Source organism: Paraglaciecola chathamensis S18K6, assembly GCA_000314955.1.
GTDB lineage: Bacteria > Pseudomonadota > Gammaproteobacteria > Enterobacterales > Alteromonadaceae > Paraglaciecola > Paraglaciecola chathamensis.
Genome location: BAEM01000022.1, coordinates 133,131 through 159,750, shown reverse-complemented (window position 1 = coordinate 159,750; position 26,620 = coordinate 133,131). Strand labels below are relative to the sequence as shown.

Annotated in this window: 21 protein-coding genes; 11 read left to right on the top strand and 10 right to left on the bottom strand. The window is 44.3% G+C overall.

The annotated features are described in order from the left end of the window. Positions 1-39 precede the first annotated feature (39 nt). The 7 genes from GCHA_RS06895 to GCHA_RS06865 all read left to right on the top strand — a co-directional run bounded on the left by GCHA_RS06895 (position 40) and on the right by GCHA_RS06865 (position 7,399). Positions 40-906, top strand: coding sequence for an alpha/beta hydrolase (locus GCHA_RS06895; protein ID WP_007986496.1), 867 nt, complete (start codon positions 40-42; stop codon positions 904-906). Positions 907-967: 61 nt separating this feature from the next. Then, complete coding sequence (locus GCHA_RS06890) at positions 968-3,430, top strand: glycoside hydrolase family 31 protein (protein WP_007986493.1); 2,463 nt, start codon at positions 968-970, stop codon at positions 3,428-3,430. Positions 3,431-3,629: 199 nt separating this feature from the next. Beyond that, positions 3,630-4,409 carry a substrate-binding periplasmic protein gene (locus GCHA_RS06885; RefSeq protein ID WP_318248950.1) on the top strand — a complete coding sequence of 260 codons (780 nt, stop codon included), beginning with the start codon at positions 3,630-3,632 and terminating at the stop codon, positions 4,407-4,409. Positions 4,410-4,557: 148 nt separating this feature from the next. Next, a complete protein-coding gene (locus tag GCHA_RS06880) occupies positions 4,558-4,863 on the top strand; it encodes an excalibur calcium-binding domain-containing protein (RefSeq protein ID WP_007986490.1) in 306 nt (101 codons plus the stop codon). Between the two features lie 171 nt (positions 4,864-5,034). After that, entirely contained in the window at positions 5,035-5,673 is a 639-nt protein-coding gene (locus tag GCHA_RS06875) for an HD domain-containing protein (RefSeq protein ID WP_007986488.1), read from the top strand. Positions 5,674-5,813: 140 nt separating this feature from the next. Then, entirely contained in the window at positions 5,814-6,200 is a 387-nt protein-coding gene (locus GCHA_RS06870; protein ID WP_007986487.1) for a ribbon-helix-helix domain-containing protein, read from the top strand. Between the two features lie 278 nt (positions 6,201-6,478). After that, a complete protein-coding gene (locus GCHA_RS06865; RefSeq protein ID WP_007986486.1) occupies positions 6,479-7,399 on the top strand; it encodes a M14 family metallopeptidase in 921 nt (306 codons plus the stop codon). A 155-nt stretch (positions 7,400-7,554) separates the two neighbouring features. Here GCHA_RS06865 and GCHA_RS06860 read toward each other — a convergent pair whose 3' ends face one another. Then, positions 7,555-8,361 carry a class II aldolase/adducin family protein gene (locus GCHA_RS06860; protein WP_007986485.1) on the bottom strand — a complete coding sequence of 269 codons (807 nt, stop codon included), beginning with the start codon at positions 8,359-8,361 and terminating at the stop codon, positions 7,555-7,557. Positions 8,362-8,448: 87 nt separating this feature from the next. On the opposite strand from GCHA_RS06860, the gene GCHA_RS06855 reads away from it, so the two are divergent. Next, positions 8,449-9,375 (top strand): LysR family transcriptional regulator, encoded by a 927-nt coding sequence (locus GCHA_RS06855; protein ID WP_007986484.1) that lies wholly within the window; start codon positions 8,449-8,451, stop codon positions 9,373-9,375. A gap of 32 nt (positions 9,376-9,407) precedes the next feature. Here GCHA_RS06855 and GCHA_RS06850 read toward each other — a convergent pair whose 3' ends face one another. Next, positions 9,408-11,807, bottom strand: a complete 2,400-nt coding sequence (locus GCHA_RS06850) for a TonB-dependent receptor (RefSeq protein ID WP_007986482.1) — start codon at positions 11,805-11,807, stop codon at positions 9,408-9,410. 456 nt (positions 11,808-12,263) lie between these two features. Here GCHA_RS06850 and GCHA_RS06840 point away from each other — a divergent pair, with 456 nt between their 5' ends. Next, entirely contained in the window at positions 12,264-13,550 is a 1,287-nt protein-coding gene (locus GCHA_RS06840; protein WP_007986480.1) for a DEAD/DEAH box helicase, read from the top strand. 118 nt (positions 13,551-13,668) lie between these two features. Here GCHA_RS06840 and GCHA_RS06835 read toward each other — a convergent pair whose 3' ends face one another. Further along, a complete protein-coding gene (locus GCHA_RS06835) occupies positions 13,669-15,108 on the bottom strand; it encodes an MFS transporter (protein ID WP_007986478.1) in 1,440 nt (479 codons plus the stop codon). 218 nt (positions 15,109-15,326) lie between these two features. Then, positions 15,327-17,018, bottom strand: coding sequence for an RluA family pseudouridine synthase (locus GCHA_RS06830; RefSeq protein ID WP_007986476.1), 1,692 nt, complete (start codon positions 17,016-17,018; stop codon positions 15,327-15,329). A 230-nt stretch (positions 17,019-17,248) separates the two neighbouring features. Between GCHA_RS06830 and GCHA_RS06825 the strand changes: the two genes are divergently transcribed. Next, positions 17,249-18,022: an IclR family transcriptional regulator gene (locus GCHA_RS06825; protein WP_007986474.1), complete on the top strand. Its 774-nt coding sequence runs from the start codon at positions 17,249-17,251 to the stop codon at positions 18,020-18,022. A 355-nt stretch (positions 18,023-18,377) separates the two neighbouring features. Here GCHA_RS06825 and GCHA_RS06820 read toward each other — a convergent pair whose 3' ends face one another. The 6 genes from GCHA_RS06820 to GCHA_RS06795 form a co-directional block, all read right to left on the bottom strand. Continuing rightward, entirely contained in the window at positions 18,378-19,850 is a 1,473-nt protein-coding gene (locus GCHA_RS06820) for a sodium:solute symporter family protein (RefSeq protein ID WP_007986472.1), read from the bottom strand. An 83-nt stretch (positions 19,851-19,933) separates the two neighbouring features. Further along, positions 19,934-20,734, bottom strand: coding sequence for an SDR family NAD(P)-dependent oxidoreductase (locus GCHA_RS06815; protein ID WP_007986469.1), 801 nt, complete (start codon positions 20,732-20,734; stop codon positions 19,934-19,936). Then, complete coding sequence (locus tag GCHA_RS06810) at positions 20,731-21,078, bottom strand: cupin domain-containing protein (RefSeq protein WP_007986468.1); 348 nt, start codon at positions 21,076-21,078, stop codon at positions 20,731-20,733. The genes GCHA_RS06815 and GCHA_RS06810 overlap by 4 nt, the downstream gene beginning before the upstream one ends. A 93-nt stretch (positions 21,079-21,171) precedes the next feature. After that, complete coding sequence (gene kce, locus GCHA_RS06805; protein WP_007986466.1) at positions 21,172-22,104, bottom strand: 3,5-dioxohexanoate:acetyl-CoA acetone transferase; 933 nt, start codon at positions 22,102-22,104, stop codon at positions 21,172-21,174. A gap of 3 nt (positions 22,105-22,107) precedes the next feature. Beyond that, positions 22,108-23,019: a 3-hydroxyacyl-CoA dehydrogenase family protein gene (locus tag GCHA_RS06800; RefSeq protein ID WP_007986464.1), complete on the bottom strand. Its 912-nt coding sequence runs from the start codon at positions 23,017-23,019 to the stop codon at positions 22,108-22,110. 90 nt (positions 23,020-23,109) lie between these two features. Continuing rightward, on the bottom strand, positions 23,110-23,985 hold the full coding sequence (locus tag GCHA_RS06795; protein ID WP_007986462.1) for a cyclase family protein: 876 nt from the start codon (positions 23,983-23,985) through the stop codon (positions 23,110-23,112). A gap of 324 nt (positions 23,986-24,309) precedes the next feature. Between GCHA_RS06795 and GCHA_RS06790 the strand changes: the two genes are divergently transcribed. Beyond that, entirely contained in the window at positions 24,310-26,613 is a 2,304-nt protein-coding gene (locus tag GCHA_RS06790) for a TonB-dependent receptor (protein WP_007986458.1), read from the top strand. Positions 26,614-26,620 lie beyond the last annotated feature (7 nt).

Sequence of the window (26,620 nt, the reverse complement as noted above, 5' to 3'; positions counted from 1 at the left end):
GGCCACATCTTGTACAACGTAACTGAATAGGCAGGTTAAATGCGTCAATGGGAACAGGTTTTAAATAGATTGTTGGTGCCGGTATTTGGCATGTGGTTAGTGATATTCACGTTGGTGGGGTGTGACCAGATCACGCAGCGTACGCCGACGGCCACCGAGAATGTGTCAGTATTGCCTTATCCTTTTTTAATACCCGAACTAGAGCGCCAACGAACCGTTCGGCTTTACCTGCCACCGAATTACGAAAATGAGAGTCAATCTTACCCTGTTATCTACATGCACGACGGGCAAAACCTGTTTGACGAGGCAACTGCTCACGCTCAAGAGTGGAACGTAGACGAAAGCCTTAATACGCTAGCAAAAGCAACCGGTCGCAAATTTATTGTTGTCGCAATTGATAACGGCGGCGAGTTTCGTATGAATGAGCTTAGTCCTTGGCCCAATGAGCGTTTTGGTGAAGCTCAAGGTAAAGCCTACATGCAGCTAATCGTAGATGTGGTAAAGCCGTATATCGATACGAATTATCGCACCAAGGCAGATGCTAATAACACGGCAATCATGGGTAGCTCAATGGGCGGGCTTATCTCTCACTATGCTATTCATAATTACCCAGAGGTGTTTTCAAAGGCCGCTATCTTTTCGCCGTCTTATTGGTACTCACAGGATGTTTTTAGCGACTCTCAATTACATCGCAGCAAAGATTCTGCTCGTTTGTACGTGCTTTACGGCAGTGAAGAGGGCGATGGCATGATTGCCGATATAGATAAAATGCAGCGTTTGTTTAAAGGGCAAGGGCACCCTAGAGAGAATATGAAATTTGTGGTTGTGCCAACAGGCCAGCATAATGAACAATTATGGGGCAGCGAATTTACCGATGCGATCAAATGGCTGTTCAAGATTTACTAGGGTTGCGATGTGTTTCTAGTTTTAGTTTCTCGCTAGGGAATGCATTGAAGTATAGGTAGTTATGATTAAAACACAGATTTTAAACGGACGAAAAATGATAAAGCGTGTATTCGGAATTAGCCTTTTATTGTGGATATTCAGTGCTACTGGTAGCGAATATCTATCTCATGAATTAAATGGCCAAGTGCTGCAAATTAACACCGACGAAGGCCTCGTTGAGATTACAGCATTAGCTAACGACTCTTTTGAGGTGTTTTATCAACCAAGCGGGATTAAGCAACTCCCTTCATTTGCCATTGACGGCGTGGCTAAACAAACCGAGCTAGATATTTCGGACAAGCCAGAATCATTGATGTTAATCGCCCCCGGTATTCGTGCTGAAATACGCAAGTCCCCCTTAAGTATCCGTTATTTTCGTAATGATACGTTACTGTTAGCAGAGCATCAGGGCTTGTTTGTTGACGATAACAAGCGCGGGTTTAGTTTTGCGCTCCAAGAAGGCGAAAAGCTGCTGGGCGGAGGGGAGCGCATTGTGGGAATGGACCGCAGAGGTCAGCGTTTCCCCTTGTATAACAAAGCGCATTACGGTTACACAACCGAGTCAAAACAAATGTATTTTGGTTTGCCAGCTGTCATGTCGAGCAATAAATACGTTTTAATATTTGATAATTCTGCCCGGGGGGAAATGGATTTAGGGGCCACCAATAGTGACGAGATGCGCTTTGAAGCCGTTGGCGGGCGGACAAGTTACATTGTGGTAGCGGGTGAATCATACCCCAATTTAATTGAACACTATGTCACGGTCACTGGTAAGCAACCGTTACCACCGCGCTGGGCGTTAGGCAGTTTTGCTTCTCGTTTTGGCTATCGCAGTGAGCAGGAAGTAAGAGATACGGTAAAACTCTATCAGGAGTCTGGCTTTCCTTTAGATGCAATCGTATTGGATTTGTATTGGTTTGGTGCCGATATTAAAGGCCACATGGGGAATTTAAGCTGGGATGAAAAGTCTTTTCCCACACCAGTTAACATGATCAATGATTTACGCAAAGAAGGCGTGAAAACCATACTGATCACAGAGCCCTTCGTTTTGTCATCCTCAAAAAAATGGCAGGACGCTGTTAGCAACAATGCCTTGGTTAAAAACGCTGAGGGTAACCCTTACCAGTTTGACTTTTATTTTGGTAATACGGGGCTTATTGACGTATTCGATAACGACGCCCGTGACTGGTTTAATCAAACCTATTCAGCCTTGTATAAACAAGGTGTGGCGGGGTGGTGGGGCGATTTAGGTGAGCCAGAAGTACACCCTAGTGATGCCGTGCATAATTTAAACGGTATAACAGCGACGGGGGACGAAGTACATAATGCTTACGGGCATAAATGGGCAGAGCAAGTTTATCAGCATCAGCAGCACTTAGCCCCAAATAAGCGGCCCTTTATAATGATGCGTTCTGGCTTTGTGGGCTCACAACGTTATGGCATGATCCCGTGGACAGGGGACGTAAGCCGCTCTTGGGATGGCCTAAAGCCCCAGGTGGAACTATCGTTGCAAATGGGCTTATTCGGTCTTGGCTACACGCATTCTGATTTAGGGGGATTCGCTGGCGGAGAGGTGTTTGATCCACAAATGTATATTCGCTGGCTTCAATACGGCATATTCCAGCCTGTGTTTAGGCCACATGCTCAAGATAATATTGCCCCCGAACCTGTGTTCCATAAAGGTAAAACCAAAGATATTTTACGTACTTATGTTGAGCTGCGCTATGCCATGCTGCCGTACAATTATTCGTTGGCATTTGAAAACAGCCTGACCGGCATGCCGCTGATGCGTCCAATGTTTTTTGAAGATGAGGCTGATCTAAGCTTAATTGACGAAAAAGACCAGTATTTTTGGGGAGATGCGTTATTAGTCAAACCGATTACCCAAGCCAATCAAAAAGAAGTAAGCGTAAATCTACCAAAAGGTGCTTGGTTTAATTTCTGGAGTGACGAGCGCTACGAAGGCGGCAAAACAATAACGGTGCCCACCGATATTAAATTACTTCCCGTGTTTGCACGAGGGGGAGCGATTATCCCCATGACGATCCCAGTGCTTAGCACACAAGAGTACTCAACCAAATCATTGGATCTGCATTACTATGCAGACAAGAGCGCCGAGCATTCAACCGCGACTATGTACAATGATGATGGTAAAAGTCCGCATTCCATACGCGACGGGGCTTTTGAAACCCTGATATTTAACGCTGAGCGCAAAGCTGATGATAGCCAAGCTGATTCACTGACATTTACCTTGCAAAGAAGCGGAAACTATAAGGGAATGCCCGGTAGCAGAATGGTCTCACTTTGGGTGCATAACTGGCCGCAAGATATCACCAAGGTGATGGTAGGAGAAAAACAACTGCCTAAAATCGCTGATAAAACTGAATTCTTAAATGCAGATCAGGGAACCCGATGGGACAGTGATAACAAAACATTGGAAATTAAATTCAGTTGGAAAGATAACATTTCAGTCTCGATGTTTTAATAGAGGTTAAATGGTTACCGTGTCATGCCCGTAACGCAGTATTGACTGCTGTTGCGGGGAATTGCGATATAAATCAAATTGTTGTCGAATAAGCGCCTCAAGTTTACATTGGTACTTTTCTTTAAATTGCGTTATTTTTAATCAAACTATTGTTCATGGCGGTCACACTTGAGTGCGATCATCTAGCGTGGGCCGATTATTGAAATATCGCGTTTTACTTTGGTTACTTACAAGCTTAGGCGCCACTCAGGCGTTTAGCGCAGAGGACAGGCCTATTTTGACAGCCTGCGGCCATCATGATTATGCCCCTTGGAATTGGCTTCAAGGAGATAGAATTGTGGGCGTGTGTGCAGAGGCTGCTCAGCAACTTTTTGGTACGTTAGGGTTTGACGTCGATTTGACCTACGTGGGCCCATGGAAACGTTGCCAGCAGATGGTAAGTTCAGGAGAAGTGGACTTAAATATCTGCTCATTTAAAAACCCCGAACGAGAAACTTACTCCCATTTTTCACACACGCCCATGGCAAGCAATGAAAATGCCCTTTTCGTCAACAAAGCGGGTGGCCTTGAATATGAAAAGCCCGCCTCACTCGATGGTAAACTTATTGGTTTAGTTCGAGGCGTCAGCCTGGGTGGCTTTTTTGACCACTATCTGCTTGAAAATAGCCATGTGATAAGAGGTGAAAATTATTATCGCTTGTTTTCTATGTTGTTTTTAGAGCGAATCGATGGGGTGATTATCGGTCGCCAGTCCGGTCAACATTTACTAAACCTTTACGATTTGGATGAGCATATTGTTGATAGGCTAATACCGCTAGTAGAAGGGGACTTGTACTTTTCTATTTCAAAAAAATCGCCACATTATCAGACCCTAAGCTCAGTTGAAGATTTACTCAAAACACCTGATTATCAACTCTGGCTACAGCGTGCTTTAAAGCGGTACTCTAAGATGCACAAAGCGTACATCGAAGAAAACTAACACAGGGTTTCACCTGTGAGTTTAGGATTGGCTGGCAGGTAACGCTGACTCATTTATTCCTAAGTACGTATTTGTATACATAAACGCGCTGGATACACCGCATCATATTGTTATATCGTGTAAAAATGATGAGTAAACAGAGCATTTTATGGGGAAGATAATTATTATTGCAGCAATACTCTTCGCTGCCTTTCAATACATGGGTGAGTTAGGTGCCCAATCTAAAACGACAGAAGTAAAAGCTGGGTTAGCATCGCGCGTAGAAGAGCCGAAAAAATTAACTTCTCCACGCAAGCCAGCCCCTATGGTGATGAATTTTCGCTGTGACGGGCGCCAATACTGTGGGCAAATGACGTCTCGAGCTGAAGCTGAATACTTTATTGCCCATTGCCCAGATACGCGAATGGACGGTGACAAGGATGGTATTCCATGCGAAAACGACACCCGATTTTAACCTGTACCTTTGCTTTGCTTCCAAATAAACTACTGACTTTACGTTAATCAACCTGTTTTTGTTCAAATTTTAGTGCTTAATTCTTCATGTAATTCGTTAACCTTGGTTATAAGGTGATATAAAAAAACGATTTGATCATTGAAGAGACGCACGAGCTATTAGGTAATTTACATGGACCTATTCGTGGCCAAAATGGCTGAGTTCATAAAAGTAGAAATGCATACTGACGCCGCGCATGATTTACAGCATGTGAAACGGGTTGTGCTCAATGCCAAGCAACTGTGTGAAGTTGAGCGCGGTAATGAGTGGGTTGTGATGCCTGCAGTGTGGTTACACGATTGCGTCACCCTGCCAAAAAATCATCCAGAGCGAGCAAAAAGCTCAAGCATGGCGGCAGACAAAGCCTTGGTATTTTTAACAGAAATTGGCTATCCGCAGGAACATTTTGATCATATTCATCATGCGATTGTTGCTCACAGTTTCAGTGCTGATATTACGCCAAAAAGTTTAGAGGCGTGTATCGTGCAGGATGCAGATAGGCTAGATGCCATAGGTGCGATTGGGATAGCGAGGTGCTTGCAAGTCGGTAGTGCGTTGGAGCGCACTTTATATGAAGTGAACGATCCGTTTGCGTTATATCGCGATGTGGATGACACACATTTTACCTTAGATCACTTTTTCCAGAAATTACTGAGACTTGAAGAAATGCTTCACACTGATGAAGCAAAAAGGGAAGGGCGAATTCGAACTGATTTCATGCATCATTATTTAAGGCAATTAGGCCATGAAATTGGCGTGCGCAGGTCTTAAAGGCTATAACTCTTAAGGTGTAGTATATATTTGTTACCATGTGATAAGTGCTTCATGGTTAACTTTGTACTCTTGGTTCCAACTTGGAACATAGGTTCGCAAATAGTCGTAAATCAGTCCATTCTAAAAGGAGCTTTAGTATGTGTCAGTTATTCATCGAGGCAGAATCTGAACGGTGGTTAAGTAGAACAAAGTCTTTACGCATAGAAGGTGTAGTGACTTCAATCAGATTAGAAAATTTCTTTTGGGACGTATTAGCCGAAATTGGTTTTCGTGATGATATGTCTGTCAATCAACTGATAACCAAGTTGTACTTTGAGTCTCAGGAAGCAGAGTTAGATTTGAGTAATTTCACGTCATTTTTACGCGTATGCTGCGCAAGGTACTTATCTCTTGTCGCCGATGGTGTGTTGAGCCGGTGTGAGAAAACCCCAATAAAAAAGAACGGGATTGATATCATACTCTCACAAGAGAATCAGCGTACCTTAGCGCGGCGTCGATGCTTTACGCGAGAGCCGTCCATTTAGAAACGTCCGGCTGTAAACCTCGTGGTGATAAAAACATTGCTTAAATACGTGCTTATCTCGATGTTACTGCTCAAGTAGCATCGAAATAAGCAAACTAAGCTTGTTCAGTGTTGCTAACACATTAGTCTTTAGTCAAGATTTGCTGACACCCGAAGACACGTTAAATACGCATTTTCTTAACTTCATATCGTGCTGATTCTGACACCTGTTGATAAATACCTTAAAATACACCGCTTCACCTTAACCGCTTGTATATAAGCGCTATTCAAAGGAATTTCATGACTCAAGATTATACCTATAGCATTGGTACTGCCGGTGTTCCTTGGACACTGTATGAAAAAGAGCAATGGTTGGCACAACAATCCATTAAACGTAGTTATCATAACGAAGTCGTTGTTCATATCGAAGCGGTGCAAGGGCCATTTAACGTAGAGCAGTATGGTGTGCTTGAATATGCAGATGGGCCTTACCCGCTTTACGCTATCACTAACAAACACCTTGATAATGATAAGCCAACTGTTTTAATCACTGGTGGTGTGCACGGTTACGAAACCAGTGGTGTTCAAGGCGCGTTGCGTTTTGCTATGCGTCACGCCAGCGATTACGCAGCAGATTTTAATTTGATCATCGCGCCTTGCATCAGCCCCTGGGGATACGAAACCATCAATCGTTGGAACCCCATGGCGGTCGATCCAAACCGCTCTTTTGTACCGCAAAGTGCATCACCTGAAGCTGCACAAATCATGGCATTCGTGAGCAAATTAGGTTTACCGGTACACGCGCATATCGATTTACATGAAACGACTGACACAGACAACAGTGAATTTCGTCCAGCCCTAAGTGCGCGAGATGGCATTGAGCAGGCTATTTGGCAAATTCCTGATGGTTTCTACACCGTCGGTGACGAACATAATCCTCAAGATTCGTTTCAGCGGGCAGTGGTCAGCAGTGTTGAAAAAGTTACCCATATTGCGTTGCCAGACGCGGAAGGAAAATTAATTGGTTCGCCCATGATCCAGCATGGTGTTATTCATTACGCACTGAAAGATTTAGGTTTATGTGCCGGTTTTACTAACGCTGAGTATACCACCACAACGGAAGTGTACCCTGACAGCGCAAGTGCAACACCTGAAGAATGCATTCTTGCACAAGTTGCCGCCGTGACTGGGGCACTTAATTACTTGCGCGAGCATCAATAACCACGTTTTCTCGTTCTTAGTAACAAACGTAAACAGCGAACCCATTCGCTGTTTACGTTTTACTAAAAATCTGGGGCGTTTAAAATACCAATACGCATTAATGCCTCCTCTCAGCGAGTGATCACTCATTTACGTACAATGGTATTTCAGGTCGACTAGGCTAAGAAACTTGGGTCCGAAGCATGTAACATTGAATACAAGGGTTGAAAGTTACCCCAAGTTACTAAATCTGACCCGTTCGCTGCTTTTGTTTTCAAAGCGATGTCATGGTCTATTAACGTTAAAGAGCCAGCTGCCTGAGCAAGTAGCTGACTTTGACAGCAACTGTCCATCAAAATAAAGTTTGCCACCGCTGCATCGACAGAGCTTCCCACCGTAATCAAGCCATGATTTTGTAAAATCACCGCGCTGTGTTCCCCAAGCGCTTGAGCAATCAAATCACCTTCGTCTTTTTGTGCAACCACGCCGGTAAACGTTTCGAACAAGCCATGATTTTCATAAAACATACAGGCGTCTTGAGAAATGGGTTTAAGTAGTTCGCCTAACGCTGAAAATGCACGACCGTATTTGGTATGGGCATGGGCAACGGCATTTACATCAGGGCGAGCCATATGCACACGGGAGTGAATAGCAAAAGCTGCGTTATTGACCGCATGAGCGCCCTCAATTATTTTGCCTTGATGATCAATGCGTACTAAATCTGAGGCTTTAATCATTGAAAAATGAATACCCAGTGGGTTCACCCAAAACGTATCTTGATCAATACAATCTCGCAAAGTGATATGCCCCGCTAAACCTTCGTCAAAATGATGTAATGCAAATGCACGAAACCCTGCGGCTAAGCGCTGTTTTTCGTACTGGCGCTGGGCTAGTTTATCGGTGAAAGTGGGGGGCATGGGAATGTTAAATTTCCCCGCACCGATAGCCATGTGATTTACATCTTGTTGGATATTGTCACTCATGTGTCACCTCGTATCTTGTTAATTGACACCAGTGTAATAATAATTAGAATCTATACGAATGATGTAATTTGATTGATAAGTATTAATATGCTGCATAGTAAAATTGATTTAAATTTATTTCTTGTGCTTGTCACGGTTTATCAAGAAGGCTCAATAACCGCTGCAGGTAAACGTCTTCACTTGAGTCAACCCGCTGTAAGTCACGCTTTGTCTCGCTTGCGCGACAAATACCAAGATCCACTTTTTGTCCGTCATGGGCGTAAAATGATCCCCACCGCGTTGTGCCAAACCATTATGCCTAGGGTGTTAAGTTCAGTTGCTGAGCTAGAATCGACACTACACAATATTGGTGAATTTGATGTGCATCAGTATCAGCGTGAAATGAAGTTTGGTTTTCGCGATATTCTTGAGTCATTATTTTTCCCTGAGCTGTCCACTGATTTATTGATTAATACACCAAACATTACCGTGAATAGCCGTCAGGTTAGCCGCGTCGACATGGAAGCCGCCCTTGAAAGTCAAGAACTCGACATTGTTATCGATGTACTAAGTCCCACCTCGAGCGAAATACAGCACACACTGATTTGTGATGAACATTTTTCATTGATATGCCGAAAAGGGCACCCAATTTTGTCAAACATGTCGTTGCAGAGCTACGTTCAGGCCGACCATGCACTTGTGACCTTTAAAGATTCTGCGGTAAACACAGTTGACATGGCCCTTGCTCAGCACGGTGCATCGCGTAAGTTTGCCCTAAAGTGCGAACATTACTTTGCTGCTACTAGTGTTATCAGCCGCTGTGACATGTTGCTCACTATGCCCAACGCTTATGCGCGCTTACTCAAGCAACAGATGCCGGTTGAAGTGGTTCCATTGCCGTTTGAAGTGCCAATGCTGCCTGTTCACATGTATTGGCATAAACAGGCAGTACACGACCCATTGAACAGTTGGATGCGCGCCAAACTACTCGATATTGCTAAGCGTGTAATACCGCCATCTGCGCAGACGACATAACATTGGCTAATAGGGTTAAAAGACTGAACGCATTAAAAGAAATACGCTCCTTGTAAAAGTACGCTACGCGGGCGTTCAACTAAGAATCTATGTGCATAGCTGATCACCGGTACATCGTTCGCTTGGCTAAAAGTACGCTTGTCAGTTAGGTTATTGACCAATAATGAAATCGACCAGCTATCATCGGCATCTAGTAATCCAATGCGTAGGTTGATTTTTTCGTACGCTTTTTGATGTGCTATCGGATCTAAATCTTGTTCTAAAAAGAAATCATCACTGAAATTCACTGCTAAATTGGCTGTCAACGTATAACCAGACCCTACAGTCGTTTCATAATTCAAGGCGATATTACCTGAATAATCAGGAGCGAAAGCGCCGGTCTGGCCGGTAAGTGACTGGGTTGCTTGACCCAGTAATTCAGCTTGACGCACAGTGGGAGAAGCACCATCGTACGCTTGATATTCAAAGTCTAGTAGTGCCACATTAGCGCTTAAATCCCAATGGTCAGTCATTGCCCAGCGGCTATCTATTTCTATGCCTTTAACCCGGGTTTCGGCAGCATTTTTAACCACAAAAGCATTGCCGTTAAACTCTGATACTTGCAAATTTTGGTAATCGGTAAGAAAGACTGTGGCGTTGAGCTCAAGCTTATTTTTAATTGGCTCTGACTTTATGCCGAGTTCATAGTTTGTTGCTTTTTCATCTTCATATTCAAAGCCCGAATTCGGATCGACTTCAGTACCTTGAGATGAATTAAGACCTGAGCCGTCAAACCCTCCTGCTTTATAGCCAATGCCAGCATTGGCGAACAACATCGTATCGGCAAAGCCAAAATATTGTAAGCTCAGGCTCGGTGACAAATGTGACTCGGATCGATTCGTTGCTAAGGTATGCTCGCCAGCGCCCGATAAACTTCGAGATATGGCAGGGGCGGCAGCGTTCGCAAACTGTTGTACCGCTTCAGGGGTGCCATCTTCGAACAATGCATATATGGATTGCTCACTAGTGACATCTTTTGTTTCGTGTTGATAGCGCAAGCCAAGATTGGCCTTCCAGTGGGTATCCATATTCCACGTGAAAGAGGTAAATGCTGAGTAGCTTTCTTGTTCCTGTTCAAACAGGGCTAATGTTCCTAAAGAGGTGCCCGGCAGCTCCGGAATAAGCAGTGACGCCCCAAGTAACACATCATTAGGGTGAGCAAGATCACTGTTCATATAAAATATGCCGGCAACGTATTCGATAACTTGGTTAGTGGGTGAAGCTACTCGTAGTTCTTGCGTAAACTGTTCGTAATGCTCAACATATTCTTGGCGTATTAAAGATACTTCTGAGTAATCAGCGTCGAATAATGCGTCCCAATCATATTGACTGTAGGTAGAAATTGACGTGAACTCATAATCGTTTACAGCATAGGTTAAGCGTAATGCGCCATTGTCTGTTGAGGTATCGTTACCTTCATCTAGTCCGCCTGGATGTTGGTCACCCGACACGGCGCTGGTATAATCTAACCCGCTGGTATCAGAAAGCAAAAATGAGCGATACCCTACATTTCCCGGATTAGTAGGATCTGAGGCGATTTGCTCGTCGCGAGAGGGCGTATCGATAATATACTGATAGCGCGAACCATTGGTGGAAAAGTTGCCGTGCTCCCATTTCAATTGCGCATGTAGAGCGTCACTTAGTTGCCAATCGGCGGTGAATCGAACACCGTTTGCATCGCTTGATGCCTCATCTTGATCGCGCGCCTGGTTATACAAAAAACCATCCCTAGACTCTTTGAAAGCAGCGACACGTATAGCTAAATCGTCGTTAACAGGTACATTGATCACGCCACTGTAGCGTCGCTCATTGTCTGAGCCTACTTCAACTTTCACGTTCCCTTCGAACAGAGAGCTTGCTGGGTTGCTACTCATACTCAACGCCCCAGCGGTGGCATTTTTACCGAACATGACTGCCTGAGGGCCTTTTATTAACTCGATACGCTCCATGTCTAAAAACGGAAATTTAGCCTGGTGGCCCCGGCCAAGATAGATACCGTCTTTATACATAGCCACCGATTGTTCAAAGCCGGCATTGGTGCCTGAGCCAATCCCGCGGATAAATATACGTTTGCTGCTAGATGTTTCAGTGATGTGCACATTGGGCAATGATTCCGACATATCCAGTAAGTTAGCGATATTGTTTTTACCCAGTTCTTCACCAGAAAATGCTTGAATTGAAGTGGGAATGTCTTGCAAAGACTGCACACGTTTTTGCGATGTAACAACGATACGCTCAAGTCCAGAAGTATCAGTGGTAGAGGGGGGGGTGGGCGCTTCGCTTTGAGCATTAACCGCGGTGGACGCCACCAGCGTAATACTTAAACTATTTCGAATAAACCGACAAAGTGGGGTCAGTTGAAAGTGCTGGGTAAGTGGGGAAAGTGTAAACATGGCAACCTCTGTTAAGTGTATGTGCTTTTTGTTAATGAAATGTTTCTAGAGGCATAATCGCCAGATAGTTAGCAATTAAGAAGTGATAAATATGCATTGTTCATTATTCGTTTAGTGCATAGTAAAAGCAGATATGTATGTGTGAATGGACTTGCTAGGGCGAGGGCAACTGAGCAAAATCAGCTTAAAAACGCAGGTGCGCATCGTGTGTGAGAACGTTATTGGCGTTCTAAGGTTGGGCTTTACCGATCCCTTTGAAAAATTATCCATATATTTTCAGAACTATAAGGTTAAACTGGGTAAATTCCTGTATATTTCGCCATCGTTTTTAAACCTATCACGCAAATTCAACATTCAGGCGTTTCGCTGAGCGAAATAACGCCAAGGCAACTATTTACACAGATAGCATGTAAACAAGTTGCGTCTATGTTTTTGTCTGTCGAAAGAGAAATTAGCATGAACTTTTCATCATTAGATTTAGCGCCAGCGTTACAACAAGCCATTGATGCTTGTGGTTACAAGAAAATGACGCCCATTCAACAAAAAGCCATTGTGGTTGCCCGCAGAGGTCGTGATGTGCTGGCTAGTGCACAAACCGGTACGGGAAAAACAGCAGCGTTCGCCATCCCGATTTTGCAACAAATGCTCGATAAGCCGAAAGAAACTGTTTCCGGTGCAACTAGAGCGATAATTTTAACACCAACCCGTGAATTAGCTGAGCAGCTAGCGTCTAACATTGCTAACTATGCGCAATTTACCGATATTTCTGTTACTGCGCTTTATGGTGGGGTAAAGCTAGGCGGTCAAGCGAGCAAGTTAAAAGCGGGTGTTGATATTGTCATTTCTACGCCTGGGCGTTTGCTAGAGCACATGACATTGAAGAATATCGAGTTGGCCAATGTAGAGTTTGTGGTACTCGATGAAGCCGATCGCATGCTAGATATGGGCTTTATATCCGATGTGCGTCAGATGCTTGCTCAGATACGGGCTGTGCGTCAAACATTACTGTTTTCTGCGACCATTTCACCTACGGTGAATGAGCTTGCCCATAAGTTATTAAAAAATCATGAAGAAATTCGTGCTACCCAGTTAAACAGTGCAGCAGATACGGTTCAACATGTGATGTATCCGGTGTCTGAAGAAGACAAAATTCGTTTGTTTAAAACACTGTTGGCAGAACAAAATTGGTATCAAGTGTTGGTTTTCACCAGCACTAAAGAGCAAGCCGATAAATTAATGGCTGCTTTAAAAAACAGTAAAATCAATGCTGGTGTATGCCATGCTGATAAAAGCCAAGGTGCGCGCCGTAGAGCGATTGCCGATTTCAAATCAGCTAAGCTTCAAGTGCTTATTGCCACGGAAGTGGCTGCTCGAGGGATTGATATTCAAGGCCTTGATCACGTAGTAAATTACAATTTACCTTATTTACCTGAAGATTATGTACACCGTATTGGTCGCACAGGACGTGCTGGCCAGCAGGGTAACGCCATTTCATTCGTTAGCCGTGAAGAAGAGCGAACAGTAGAGCGTATTGAGCGTTTGATTAATTGCAAAATTAAACGTATTTCACGCCCGGACTTTGCCTTCAGTAGCCGTGAGTCGTTGTTGAAAACCGTGCGCAAACACAGCAAAAGTAGCCGCACTAATAAGGCGACGCAAACGGTCATTCACATGGACAAAACAAGCGCAAAGGCAAAACCAAAAACGAAGGCAAAAGCGAAGCGTCCAAGTAAAAAATCGTAAATTAATAAAGGTAACATTTGCAGTGCAGTGCAGTGAACTGAACTGAACTGAACTGAATTGTCACTGCCACAGCGCCCTACAAAGGGAGTTTAGTAACGCTAAGCTCCCTTTTTTATGGCTAAGATGGAGGCTGCTTTTCTTCATCCGTGGTAGACGGTGTATCAGGCTTGCTTTCTCGGCCTCGAAAGCCAGAAATAATACAGGCTACCACAACGCAGCCAAACGAAATATTTAATGCGACAAGCACAGTTTGTAGTAAGGCGGGGTATTGCTCGGGAACGATTTGCGCATCGCCAATATAATGATGAACAAGTAAATTAACTAAGCTCATGCCCACAAGATTGCCTATGGTTCTGGCAAGATTTAAAGAGGCAGAAGCTACCCCAAGTTCGCTAGGGTGCACAGCGCCCATAATCGCGTTGTTATTCGGGGTAGAAAACAAGCCAAAACCAATGCCGATGAGCAGCAGTGAGCTGCCTATGTACCAAGCTTGGGTGTCGATATCCATTCTGCTTAATACAAAGAAACCTGCAGCAACAATACAACATCCTGTGGTGGCAAGTAGTCTAGGCTGCACTCTATCCGACAATTTGCCCGACATAGGTGCCAGAAACGCCATAGCTAATGCTTGCATTAAGATAATTTGCCCAGACTCAGAAGGGCTAAAGCCTTTTACATATTGTAGATATAAGCTAAGCAAAAAGGTTAACGGGTAATTACTGGCATACATCAGTAATGAGGTGCTCAATGACATTGAAAAAACGCGACTTTCCTTGAACATTTGCACCCGAATAAGCGGTTGATTGCGTTTCGATTGATGTATTACAAATAGCGCCATGGCCGTTAATGACATGCCAAGCAGCACCATCCCTGATAGCGATGGCAGCTGACTCAAGCCGAATACTAAACAGGTGGATGCAACAATAAAAATACCCGAGCCACGCCAGTCGAATTTGGTTTTTTGTTCGTTTTTCCACTCTCCGTGTAGGCGCAGTTTAATTAACATTAGGAGTAAGAAAAGCAGCGGTACTTGAAAACTGAATACCGAGCGCCAACCCCATAGTTCGGTCAACCAGCCACCAATGGCTGGGGCTACGGTTAAGCCAATATAAATACATGCCGCGGCAATACCCAGGGCGAAACCGCGTTTTTCTGCTGGGGTAACGGAGGTAAGAATGGCCACGCCGGTACCAAATATCATTGCTGAAGCAGCACCTTGTATAAAGCGCCAAAACAACAGCCATTCAATATTAAACGCCAGCGCGCACATACTGGACGACAGCATATTGAGCATAACGCCATAACTGTATATGCGCTTACGCCCATAATTATCTGCAAGCTTTCCAAAAGGCAACATAAGTGCCACGTTAGCGAGTAAGAAAATGGTCGGTATCCAACTGACCATTTTCGCGTTTGCCTGCAGTTCAGCGGCGAGATCTGGAATAGCGATATTGACCGATGCCATGCCTAAAGGGCCAATAAAAGAACCTGTGCATACCACAATGAGTGCAACGGTCGTCACAGGTAACTTTGTAAAAGAGCTGAATAGAGAGGCCATATTATCCGCGAATTGTTTGAAGAGTTCTCATGATACCTATTGGTGCGATGACTTTCACTTGGCATTCGATGAATATTGAGAAACTTGAGACGGCGAATGTCAAAAAGTGTGTTTTTTGAGCGGGCTTTCTCGTTGAAGCTCTTCCCGCGTTGAAGCTTTTATCGCGTTGATACTCTTATCCCGTTGAAACTCCAGCCCAACGAAAACTCAGTTGTCGATTAAAACTCAGCGTCTCGATGAAAGGTTAGCCACGTGTTGCTTACAGGGTGAAATAAGCTCAATGATTGCGCATGTAAATGCAGTCGACTATCGCGATTACCATATAAATCATCGCCAATAATCGGCATGTTCAATCCCCGTTCATGTGCACAGTGGACTCTTAATTGGTGTGTACGGCCAGTTTTGGGTTGCAACAATACCTTAGTTTGCTGCTGGGATGAGCGTCTCTCTATCACCTGCCACGTGGTGTGGGCTGGCTTGCCGGTTTTTTCACAAACACACTGTCGGGGTCTATCATAAAAGTCACCGGCTAAGGGCAGGGTGATTGTGCCTTGCTGTTTTTCCAGTAGTCCGTCGATCAGGGCTACGTAGCTTTTTTCTACTTGCCTACTGATAAATTGTTTCTGCAGCGCTTTGTGGGATGCAGCAGAAAGTGCGATTACCATGAGTCCTGATGTAGACATATCTAAGCGATGCACAATCAATGAGCCAGTGGCCTGTGGGAACAAGTTTTTTATGCGGGTGTAAACAGAGTCTTGTATGTGTTTTCCAGGTACAGATAACAACTGAGCAGGTTTATTTATAATCAGCATTTCATCGTCTTGATATACGATGTCAATTTGCTTGTTATCTGCGGTATTTTGCAATAATTGGTTATCTTCCACACTCAAGCCCTGCAGCATGTGGTTCAAAATAGGTTGGCATTTGCCAATGCAGGCCGGGTAAAACTGTTTATGGCGACGCACTTGTGATTTTGGAGAAGCTCCCCACCAAAATTCAGCCATCGCAATAGGGGTAAATTTATGTACAAAAGCATAATGCAACAACTTAGGTGCCGCACATTCACCGGCACCTGCTGGTGGCGTGCGCATCACAGTGTCGCTAAAAATACTCGCCAACGATTTGTGTTCACCTTTAGCATTTAAAAACTGGTATTGCTCGAATAGACGCTGTTGTAACTGGGCTGACAATGTTTTTCGTTGTTCTTTTAAATGAGTGATGTGCGTTTCAAATTCGGCGAAAGCATTATTTGCTTCTTGCATCTTACTGTTGAGCTGGACTTTGGTTTGGTTGAACGTGAGTTTATCTTCCACACTCTGTTTGGCTAGCGCCTGTTGCAACGCGGCGAGTTGTGGTGTATCTAATTCCCTTTGGGCTGTTTTTCGCTGAGCTTTGCGCTGGGCACGATGACTGATAACGTGCTGGCGGGCTTGTTCAATTTGGGCGTTGCATTCGCTTTGAACTTGAGCTGCATGGGCTTGTGCGTTAAGAAAACCTTCGCTGGTGGCTAGCGACTCAAGTTCCTTGGTTAGCTGATTGATTATCCGCTGCTTTTCATGAAAAAAACTATCTTGCGCTAACATGTCAAACACCGGCGGAACAAATCCGGGTAAGTGATTTTGGTCGGCCAACTTGCCTGAAAAACCACGTAAATACCCTAAACGTCCTTGCTTGTCTTTGACAACAAGAACACCGAACATTTTTCCTATGATGTTATTTGGATCATCGGCTAAACCGAAGTTATGGTACCAGCTTTGCTGCTTACTTAGATGTCGCTGCACCTCTTCAGCCGCTAATATGCACAAGGGATCGGGCTGGTAATAAAAAGGAAAGGTAAATTTAGGCGCTAGGGTAAACATTGAAATGTCTGATGCAAAGGGGATAAAGCAAGCGTTTTGAGTTTCGGTCATAAGAGATTAAAAATTAGCTGGTGGCTCTGCAGTTGAATAAAGCGCGTTATATGAGCAATGTGTAAAGTGGAAAGGCGCGCAGTCTATCATAGTGTGGTGTGCAAACGGGACGTTCGGCGCTAATTAATACATAACATATAAAGTTACAATATCGGGCTTGATGTATTGTATCGCGATACAGTTGTGGTAAATTAAGGTATCAGCCAGTTCCAACATAATAGAGGAAACACATGGATAATGAACCTAACGCGCGCCAGGGAATACAAGTCATTTCTAGAGCGGCAAATATTCTTAGAACGCTAGAGGGGCATCCAGAAGGCCTCAGCTTAAGCGCAATTGCAAAAAATGTAAAACTAGCACGCTCAACGGTGCAGCGCATCGTTAATTCTTTGGCTTCAGAGGGCTTTTTAATTGCGGCGAGCCCGACCTCAAGGGTGCGCTTAGGGCCAGGATTGGTATCTTTGGGCTCTGCGGCAAAAGCGGATATCGATCGGGTTTTATTGCCGCACATGAAAAACTTATCCGATGAAGTGGGCGAAACTGTCGATTTGTCAGTTCAAGATGCTGAAAACATGATTTTCATCGATCAGGTGACTACAGATGCACATCAATTACGTGCAGTGTCAGCTGTTGGCCATGCGTTCTCAATATACTGTTGTGCAAATGGGAAAGCGATGCTCGCCACAATGAGTGACAATGAAGTGATGGCATTTGTTGAAGCTCATCCAATCAAAGCATTAACGCGTTCTACCATCACAAGTACCGAACAATTATTAACCGAGATTGCTAGTATTCGTAAAAATGGCGTCGCTTTTGATAAAGAAGAGCATTGTGAAGGGGTGTGCGCAATCGGCGTAGCCATTGAAGATCCTTATGGGCGCAATATCGCCATTTCGATTCCAGTACCGACTATTAGGTTTAACCGCAATAAAAAGCAACTTGCCGCGCGTCTACGTGAATACAAAACAACGATTGAACTGGCGCTAGGTAAGGGCGCAGTATGATTGAAGGTTATAAAGTAAGTGAAAAAAGGGTGCTATCTGGCGATAGCACCCTTTTTTACTTTATGTTTTCGGTTTAAGCAGGGGAACGAGAGCTTCGAGGACTTAGCGGCTCCTATTTTTTGTATTTAATAAAACCACCGAGTGCAATTGCCCCGTAGGCAAACATCATAAATACCACGCCTGCCATCCAAAATGTTGTTACTGAGTCCATAAATCACCTCTTTTAATTTACGCTAGTTATTTAGCTTTACTGAGAAAATTTGCGATCAGAGTACCCAACACAAGAATAAGGGCGATGATCACAATCGTTGTTAAAAAAATAGTCCAAAACATAAGGTTACCTGTTATTCAAATGTTAATTATTTGTTTGTTTTAGGTCAAGGTAAGTTTGGCTTTTGAAGTAGGCTTTATCACCTTTGATAAAATAGTTGGCAATAACGCCTACTATGATTGAAACGGTGAGCGCCATAACCGCATTGCTTTTAAACACGCCTAGGCCGGCTGCAATATCTGAAAAAGACCATACAAAGTTACATATCCAAACCACCCCAAGAGTAACAAGCGCGGCACTTGCGCTACGTTGCCAAAATAAGCCGTAAATAATGATGAAAAACACGGGTATTAACCAAGCAAATAACCAGGTCATAGCGGCAAGGATAGGTGGCAGAAACGAAGCAACAGCGATGGCTATGCTGGCCAAAACGACAATGGCAATTTGAGTGACTTTGGTCATTTGTGCTTCAGTAGCGTCAGGTTTAATTAACCCTTTGTATATATCGTTACTGAATATGGTGGCAGGGCTTAATGCTGTCATGGCAAAGGTAGATAAAATTGCTGCCAAAAATGAGGCCAACAATAACGCCGCTAACCAAGGAGGAAGAGACTCGACCAACATCTGCGTAGCCGCCTTTTTGGGTCCTAGTTCAGCAAATTCAGGAATCGTCATGGCTGTTAAGCCAAGTACGACGGCGAACACACCAAACAAACCATTGGCCGGCGCGGCTATCCACAGCGCTTTTTTGATGGTTATTTCATCTTTGGCAGACATAGCGGTTTGCAGTAGCATCTGATTGACCGACTGACTAAATAACACTGCGATAACGATACCTAGAGTAAAGGTCATCATTATTTGGGAGTTGCCAAAAACGGATATCATATAATCCATGTCTTGTGAGACGAAATGCTCGGTTACTGAATCAAAATTGCCGCCTGGCAAACGAAGGGCCATAAAAATAGTGGCTAAAATCAGCCCTATATACATGACAACCGCATTGATTAGATTGATCCAACCGACTTCTTTCATACCGGCTAACACCACGTAAAAAATACCAATCAAGCCGCCTGCTATGGCGCCATTTTTAATTCCCCAACCGGTCATGGCATTGATTATGATGCCTAATCCTTGAGTTTCTATGGTGAGTATCCCAAAAATGATGCCAGCCATAACACACGACACCAGTACTCTTATGCCTTTGCCGAAAAGGTGTTCCAACAGTTCTGGTACGGTAGTCACTCGTAGGCGCCTGACCCACAAGCCTGTGCTGTAGCACACCACGACTAACAAAATCACATGGGCAATACTGAACCAAATCGCTGCGGCGCCAACACCCCAGACCATTTCAAATACACCAAGAATATGTGCTGTGCCCAAAACGGTAAGTGCCATGGTGGCAGCAACAACGCCAACTGGGAGACTACGCCCGCCAAGGGCGAATTCATTCTCACAATGTTGGTCGCCGTGCTTATTAGCGCGCTTTAGCCACAAGGCTACCCCACATATGGTGACAACTTCATAGAGTAGAACAATGAACAACATGCTGGTTTTCATAAAATCGCTCTTCTTATTATTAGTGGTCTGGCTATGAGCACCAACACATCGGGCGCTCAGAATTTGTTCTTTATATCACTATGCTAACCGGCTGAGTAACCGCCGTCTGCGTAAATGACATGACCCGTATGAAAACTTGACGCATCAGAAGCCAAAAAGAGTAGCGGGCCAGCTAGGTCTTCCGGCTCGCCTAAACGCCCCATAGGGATCCTGGCAAGAATATTTTCCCGGGTACTTTTACCAGGCTCATTATCTTCAAACATCCATGCGGTTAAATTGGAGCGAAACACAGTAGGGGCGATCGCATTCACTGTGATGTTATGTTTACCCCATTCACAACCTAATGCTCTGGTAATGCCGTCAACCGCAGATTTAGAAGGACAGTAAGCTGAATAACCGGCAGGATGGCCTAATTTACCTCGAGCAGAAGAAACCAAAACAACTTTTCCGCCATTGCCTTGGCTCATAAATTGTTTGCCTGCGGCTTTACATAGTAGCCACGAGTCACGCACGTTTGCATCCATCACTTTTTGCCAGCGCTCTGTGCTCATATCTTGGATAAGGTCAACGTCGTTGACCCCTGAACCTACTACCAGAATGTCTAGTTTTCCGTAGGTAGAAACGGCTTGTTCTACCATAGCGTCACATTCTTGTTCTGAATTTGGTCGGGTGTTGCGTGTGGCGACGTGTACACCTTCTTGGCGTAATGATTCGGCTAACGTTTCTAACGCTTCTTTGTTACCGCCGGTAAGTAACAAGTTACAGCCTGAGTTGCCAATAACACGGGCGGCTACCTGGCCAAAGGCACCAGTTGCACCGGTGATTAGAGCGACTTTGCCTTTTAAATCAAAAAGGCTAGCGGGATTGGCTAAATAGTTATTCATTTTTTGCTCTCCGGGTAAGGCATGATCACAAGCATGCTTACCATTTTATTGGTTTTATTGAGAATGCTACGCTGGGCGTTCGGGGGAATATGGCAGCTATCAAGCGGCCCAAGGATCACTTCTTTATCGTCATGGGTAACACTGATTGTGCCATCGAGTACCACATAGATTTTTTCTACCGGTGATACATCGCCTGCTGCACCGCCGCCCGGTAAAAAATGCGATAAACCGACCCACACATTTTTAGTATCGCTTACATCCCAGCCTTGGATCCGAAGACCGCGCATATCGAAATGGCCCGGGGCTTGATAGGGCTTAGCCTCTTCAATTCTGGTTACGTTCATTTGCTGTCCTATTGCCATCTTTGTGACTTACGTTTTTAAATTAAATAGAGACGGCAAACACCTTTACACGCCCCGGTATTCATATGTGAAGCCTTAGAAGCTCACCTTGTCTTTGCCTTTAAGATTCAAGATTTGTCGCGCTTCTTCAGGGGTGGCTATTTCTAACGAGAACTCACTCAAAATACGTTTTATTTTCGAAACCTGTTGCGCGTTACTTGTCGCTAATTCACCGCGACCGATAAATAAGCTGTCTTCTAAACCGACACGCACGTTTCCGCCCATGAGTGCTGCTTGAGTAGAGAAGGGCATTTGGTTTTTACCTGCCGCCAATACTGACCAGTGATAATCATCCCCAAATAATTTGTCAGCGGTTTTTCGCATAAACATCAAGTTGTCTTCGTCAGCGCCAATGCCGCCCATGATCCCGAAGATAGTTTGTATAAAGAAGGGCGGTTTAATTAAGCCGCGATCAGCGAAATACGCTAAGTTATAAAGATGACCCACGTCGTAACATTCGTGCTCAAATTTTGTTCCGTGCTCGCCCATAATGTTCATGATCTTTTCGATATCACGGAAAGTATTTCGGAAAATAAAGTCGTCACTGTTACGAACATAAGGTTCTTCCCAGCTGTACTTCCAGGACTTATATCGATCCGCTAATGGGAACATGGCAAAGTTCAAGCTGCCCATGTTAAGGGAACACATTTCGGGTTTTACTTCCATGGCGGCCCATAAACGTTCTTCCACTGTCATAGTGGGACTGCCGCCTGTGGTTAAGTTAATAACGGCGTCAGTACGCTCATTAATCGCCGGTAAAAATTGTTCGTATACTTTTGGGTCGCCAGTCGGTTCCCCCGTTTCTGGGTTACGCGCATGCAAATGTATAATTGATGCGCCAGCTTCAGCTGCATCTACTGATTGTTGAGCGATGTCTTCTGGTGTGAATGGCAACGCATCTGACATGGTTGGGGTGTGCATTGCGCCGGTCACAGCGCAGGTAATAATGACCTTTTTATTCTTTTTCATGATTTATCCTTTGGGATTCACAGTATTGACGAGGTATTTGCTGAGGTTTTCGCGCAGAGTTTGGGCGCTTTCTTCGGTCCAATGTTTGAAGCCATGACCTGATTTAATGCCTAGTTCACCTTTTGCGACTTTCTCTTTTAGGATGTCTGATGGGCCTGCGTCACGATTAATGCTGGCTAAAATAACGTTGTGAATATCTAAGGTTAAATCGAGGCCAACCAAATCGGCATTTTCTATTGGGCCAAGTACCGGCATACGTAAACCGAAACTGTTCTTCACTACTTCATCAATGCCTTCGGCGGTACACACACCGTCGTTAATTAACGCTATCGCTTCTCGCCATAACGCGTGTTGCATGCGGTTACCGACGAAACCAGGCACATCTTTTTGAATATGGACTGGTTTTTTGCCTGCAAATGCCAGCAGTGACATCATTCGATCAACGGTGGAAATCGCTGTTTTTTCGCTCTGTACCACCTCGACCAAGGGCACTAAATAAGGAGGGTTCCACCAATGGCAACCGACAATGCGTCCGTTACATTCCATACCCTCAAAAATATCTTTGATAGGGATTACTGACGTGTTGCTGGCCAAAATGGTGTCAGGTGCTGCGTAACGCAAAATTTCTGTGAATATTTCACGCTTTAAAAGTAGTTTTTCTGGCGCAGCTTCAATGACAAAATCGGCATTGGCCACAGCCGTTTCTAAGTTGTCGCTTATCTGAATATAATCAAGCGAACTTAGGGATTCGGATAGGGCGGTTAAATTAGCCGCAATTTTCTGTTTAGCACCGTTACGTGCATTTTCTATAGGGTCGTACAAGGTTACTTGTATTGCTTTATTGGCAAACACTTGTGCGATACCGCAGCCCATTAGACCTGCGCCAATGACGGTAATTTGTGATGAAGAGAACATAGGACTATTCCTGCTTTGATATAAGGAAGGCATAAGCCTGTACACTAGATAAACTCTAGGGGGATAAGCCCCCCAGAGAACACTATGTACTTACTCTGTATCACCTTGCTCGATACGGTATTCACCTGAAGGGTCAACCATAGCGACCAAGCGCACCATACAGCCGTCGCCGCCTTTCCAGCGCCAAGGGAATGCCGCAAGGGTGCAGCGCTTACCTGTCACTTTGTCTAGTTCACCACCAACGTTTTCGATACCGCAAATTCCTGCGTTAAGTAGGGCTCTGTGGCAAGGTTCCCAATCTGGAAAATCTTCTTTGATGCCGCGACCACCGGTAAACTCACGATATTCATCTTCTAAATGAGGGATCAACGGGCCTGTGCCGTGTGGACCAATAGCAGTACCAAGGGGATGATCAAGAGCTTGTACATCGATGCCAACCATTTTGACTTTCTTTTTAGCAAGCCATTCGCCTGCTTCACGGTAAAGACCTGGGCCATAGTGGTAGTATTCAGCCGAATCAGCATAGGTGTGATGCCAACCTGTGTTGATAATAACGATATCCCCTTCACGAATTTTAGGGCGTACGTTTTCTAAATCTTCAGCGGTAATGACTTCCCATTTTTTCTTAGGAATTGATACCACCACACCGGCGCCAAAGAATCTTGGTAGTGGCATTTGGTCCATAAATGGTGTGCCTTCAACCACATGGGCGGGTGCATCAATATGCGTACCTGAGTGCATAACGGTGGTGATTTTTTGTGTCAAAACACCAGAGCGAGAATGACCGTGAAGACGCTCTATTTTTACATCTTCAAAATATGGCCAACAAGGCTGACCTAAACCCCACTCATGGCTCAAATCGTAAAACTGCATCCCAGTATCGTTACTTTTGTTTTCCTCATCGATCATTTTATCCATGTCGGTTTTAGGAATTCTGTGTACGCGTTTAATATCATTAATTTTCATATTTCACCTGTTCGCTATGTGGTACATCTGTATCGAAATTTGAGATTAGCAACTCGAAATTTAATTGTCAATAAATAGTTAATTAACTGTTATTTGTTGGGTTTTATGAAATTTGTCATTTAATAACAATAAGTTAGCTTGTTTTTTTGATGAGCTGTTCTTGCTGAAGTCGTTTAATTCACAAAAAATATACATTTTGTTGACATGGTTTTGGTCTCACGGTAGTTTAAATATTAAGCGATACCTCTGTATCATAATGCGGTCGTGGATGGTTTTGGCTGCTTTGTTCGAATACCTATAAATAAAAATAAAAGGACACTGTGGATGAAAAAAATGAAACTGAATAAAATTACGACCGCACTAATAACAGGCTTAGTCGGTTGTGCGATAACAAGTATCAATGCACAAACTACAAGCAGCCAAACCTCGAACTCACCGACCTTAGAGGTGATTGAAATTACGTCACAAAAGCGAGTGCAAACCCTGCAAGAAGTCCCTGCCACGGTAACGGCGGTATCCGGTGCGCTACTTGATGAATACGGTATAGACGACTTGTTTGAAATGGCTGATTTAGTACCTGGCATGGTGTTTTCGCGGGCGCCGGATGATGGATTAGCATTAACGTTACGTGGTTTAGGTACGCCAGCGAGAACACAATCATTTGATCAATCTGTGGCGCTGTTTCAAGACGGTATGTTTGTGGGTAAAGGTCGAATGTACTCAGCCGCTTTTTTTGATGTTGAACGTATTGAAGTGATTAAAGGAACGCAAAGTACCCTGCTAGGGAAGAACACTAGCTTAGGGGCAATTAGCGTGATCTCTAAAAAGCCGAGTGATGTATTTGAGGGAAATATAAAGGTTGGGCGAGAATTTGAAAATGGCGGTTGGTCAGTCGATGGCGGTCTTGATATCCCCCTCGCTGATAATTTTAGCGTTCGCGTAGCGGGGCACTATATTGATCAAAATGGGTGGGTTGAAAATTTAGCAACTGGCAGAGACGTTCCTGAGGATAATGACACAGGACTGCGCATCACTGCCTTGTATGAACCCTCGGATTCATTGACGATAACGGGTGTATATCAGCGCTCAGATAGTGAACGCATTGGCAACGGTTATCAATTTGTAGATAACGGAAATTATTTTAGCGACGAAGTACTAGGGATCATTGGTGAAGCACAACTGGACGATACAAAAACGGCAGTGTGTTCACAGTGCCCTAATCAAGAAAGTTATCATGATACTTCGGTTGATACCTACAATGTAACCGTAGAAAAAAGCCTTGAAGACTTTACCTTAACGTCAATTACGTCGTACGCAAATTATGACATAGAGTTTTACGATGACTTTGATTTTGGTAATGCTTTTGATGAATTCACCTACGTAACAACCGGGCAGGTAGATTACTACAGTACGTATTTCAAACGCGGTGAAAGCTATAATCAGTTTTCTCAGGAACTTCGACTAGCGTCAGAAGGGCGAGATGATTTCGATTACATGATGGGCTTATTTTATTTCAAAAGTGACTGGGATTCTCTAGAAGAACAATTTTTTAATACACCAAATTTTCCACCTGACAATGCAGGTCAATTGTTTAACGGCTCGTTCGGCAACGACTTTAAGCAGAAAACCGATACTATTTCAGCGTTTATCCAATCTGATATGTATTTAACAGACAAGCTGACTGTATCAGGCGGCCTGCGTTACACGGATGAGAACAAAGACGTGCAGTTTGATCGCACTCCAGGCGAATTATCGACGCTTTGGAATACAGTGGTTAATCCGCCTTTTGAGTCAGAATTAAATTTCCAAGATAGTTTCTTAAACGGCAACGTAAGCGCTAAATACGACTGGAGCAAAAATACCGTAGTTTACGCATCCTACGGTTTGGGTAGCAAAACAGGGGGCTTCGCAGAGTCCGCAGAGGTGAGTAGCGCTGACCCCTCGTTGAACGTGGAAGACGGGGGCGCGCGTGTTGCCACTGAGGAAACCAGTACCTATGAACTGGGCTCTAAAATGGTATTACTTGATAACAGCATGAATTTAAACCTTGCACTGTTCTACACCGATATTGATGATTTTCAAGAAACCTCCTTTTTCGTCACCGGCGGCAGCGCCGCATTTCTTACACAAAACACTGATGTAGAATCGAAAGGGTTTGAGATCGATAGTAAATGGCAAATCACAGATGATGTTCAATTAAGTGGTGCTGTGACCTTCGCCGATTCAACCCATAAAGACGACGGTAGTGATTTAGCGCAGGCGCCAAAGTGGACAGGAAACATTGGATATCTATATACCACAGAGCTAGAAGCTTGGGATATGCACATGCGATCAAGTGGTTTCGTGCGGTATCGAGACAGTATGGTCAGTCAAATAAACGAAACATATCCATCGGATAGCTTAACCACATTAGATTTCACCTTAGGTCTATTTTCAAATGACGATACCTGGGAGGTGATGCTTGTGGCGCAGAATGTGACTAATGAACGTGCTAGTGACTTCAGTGGACCGCCAGCGGCACCGATTGGTGCTATTTTAGGCGCGCCAACTGGCGATCAGGGTATAACATCTGAAACCTTAAACATTCAACGTACAGTCAAATTGCAAGTAAGTTATCATTTTTATTAACCCGTCT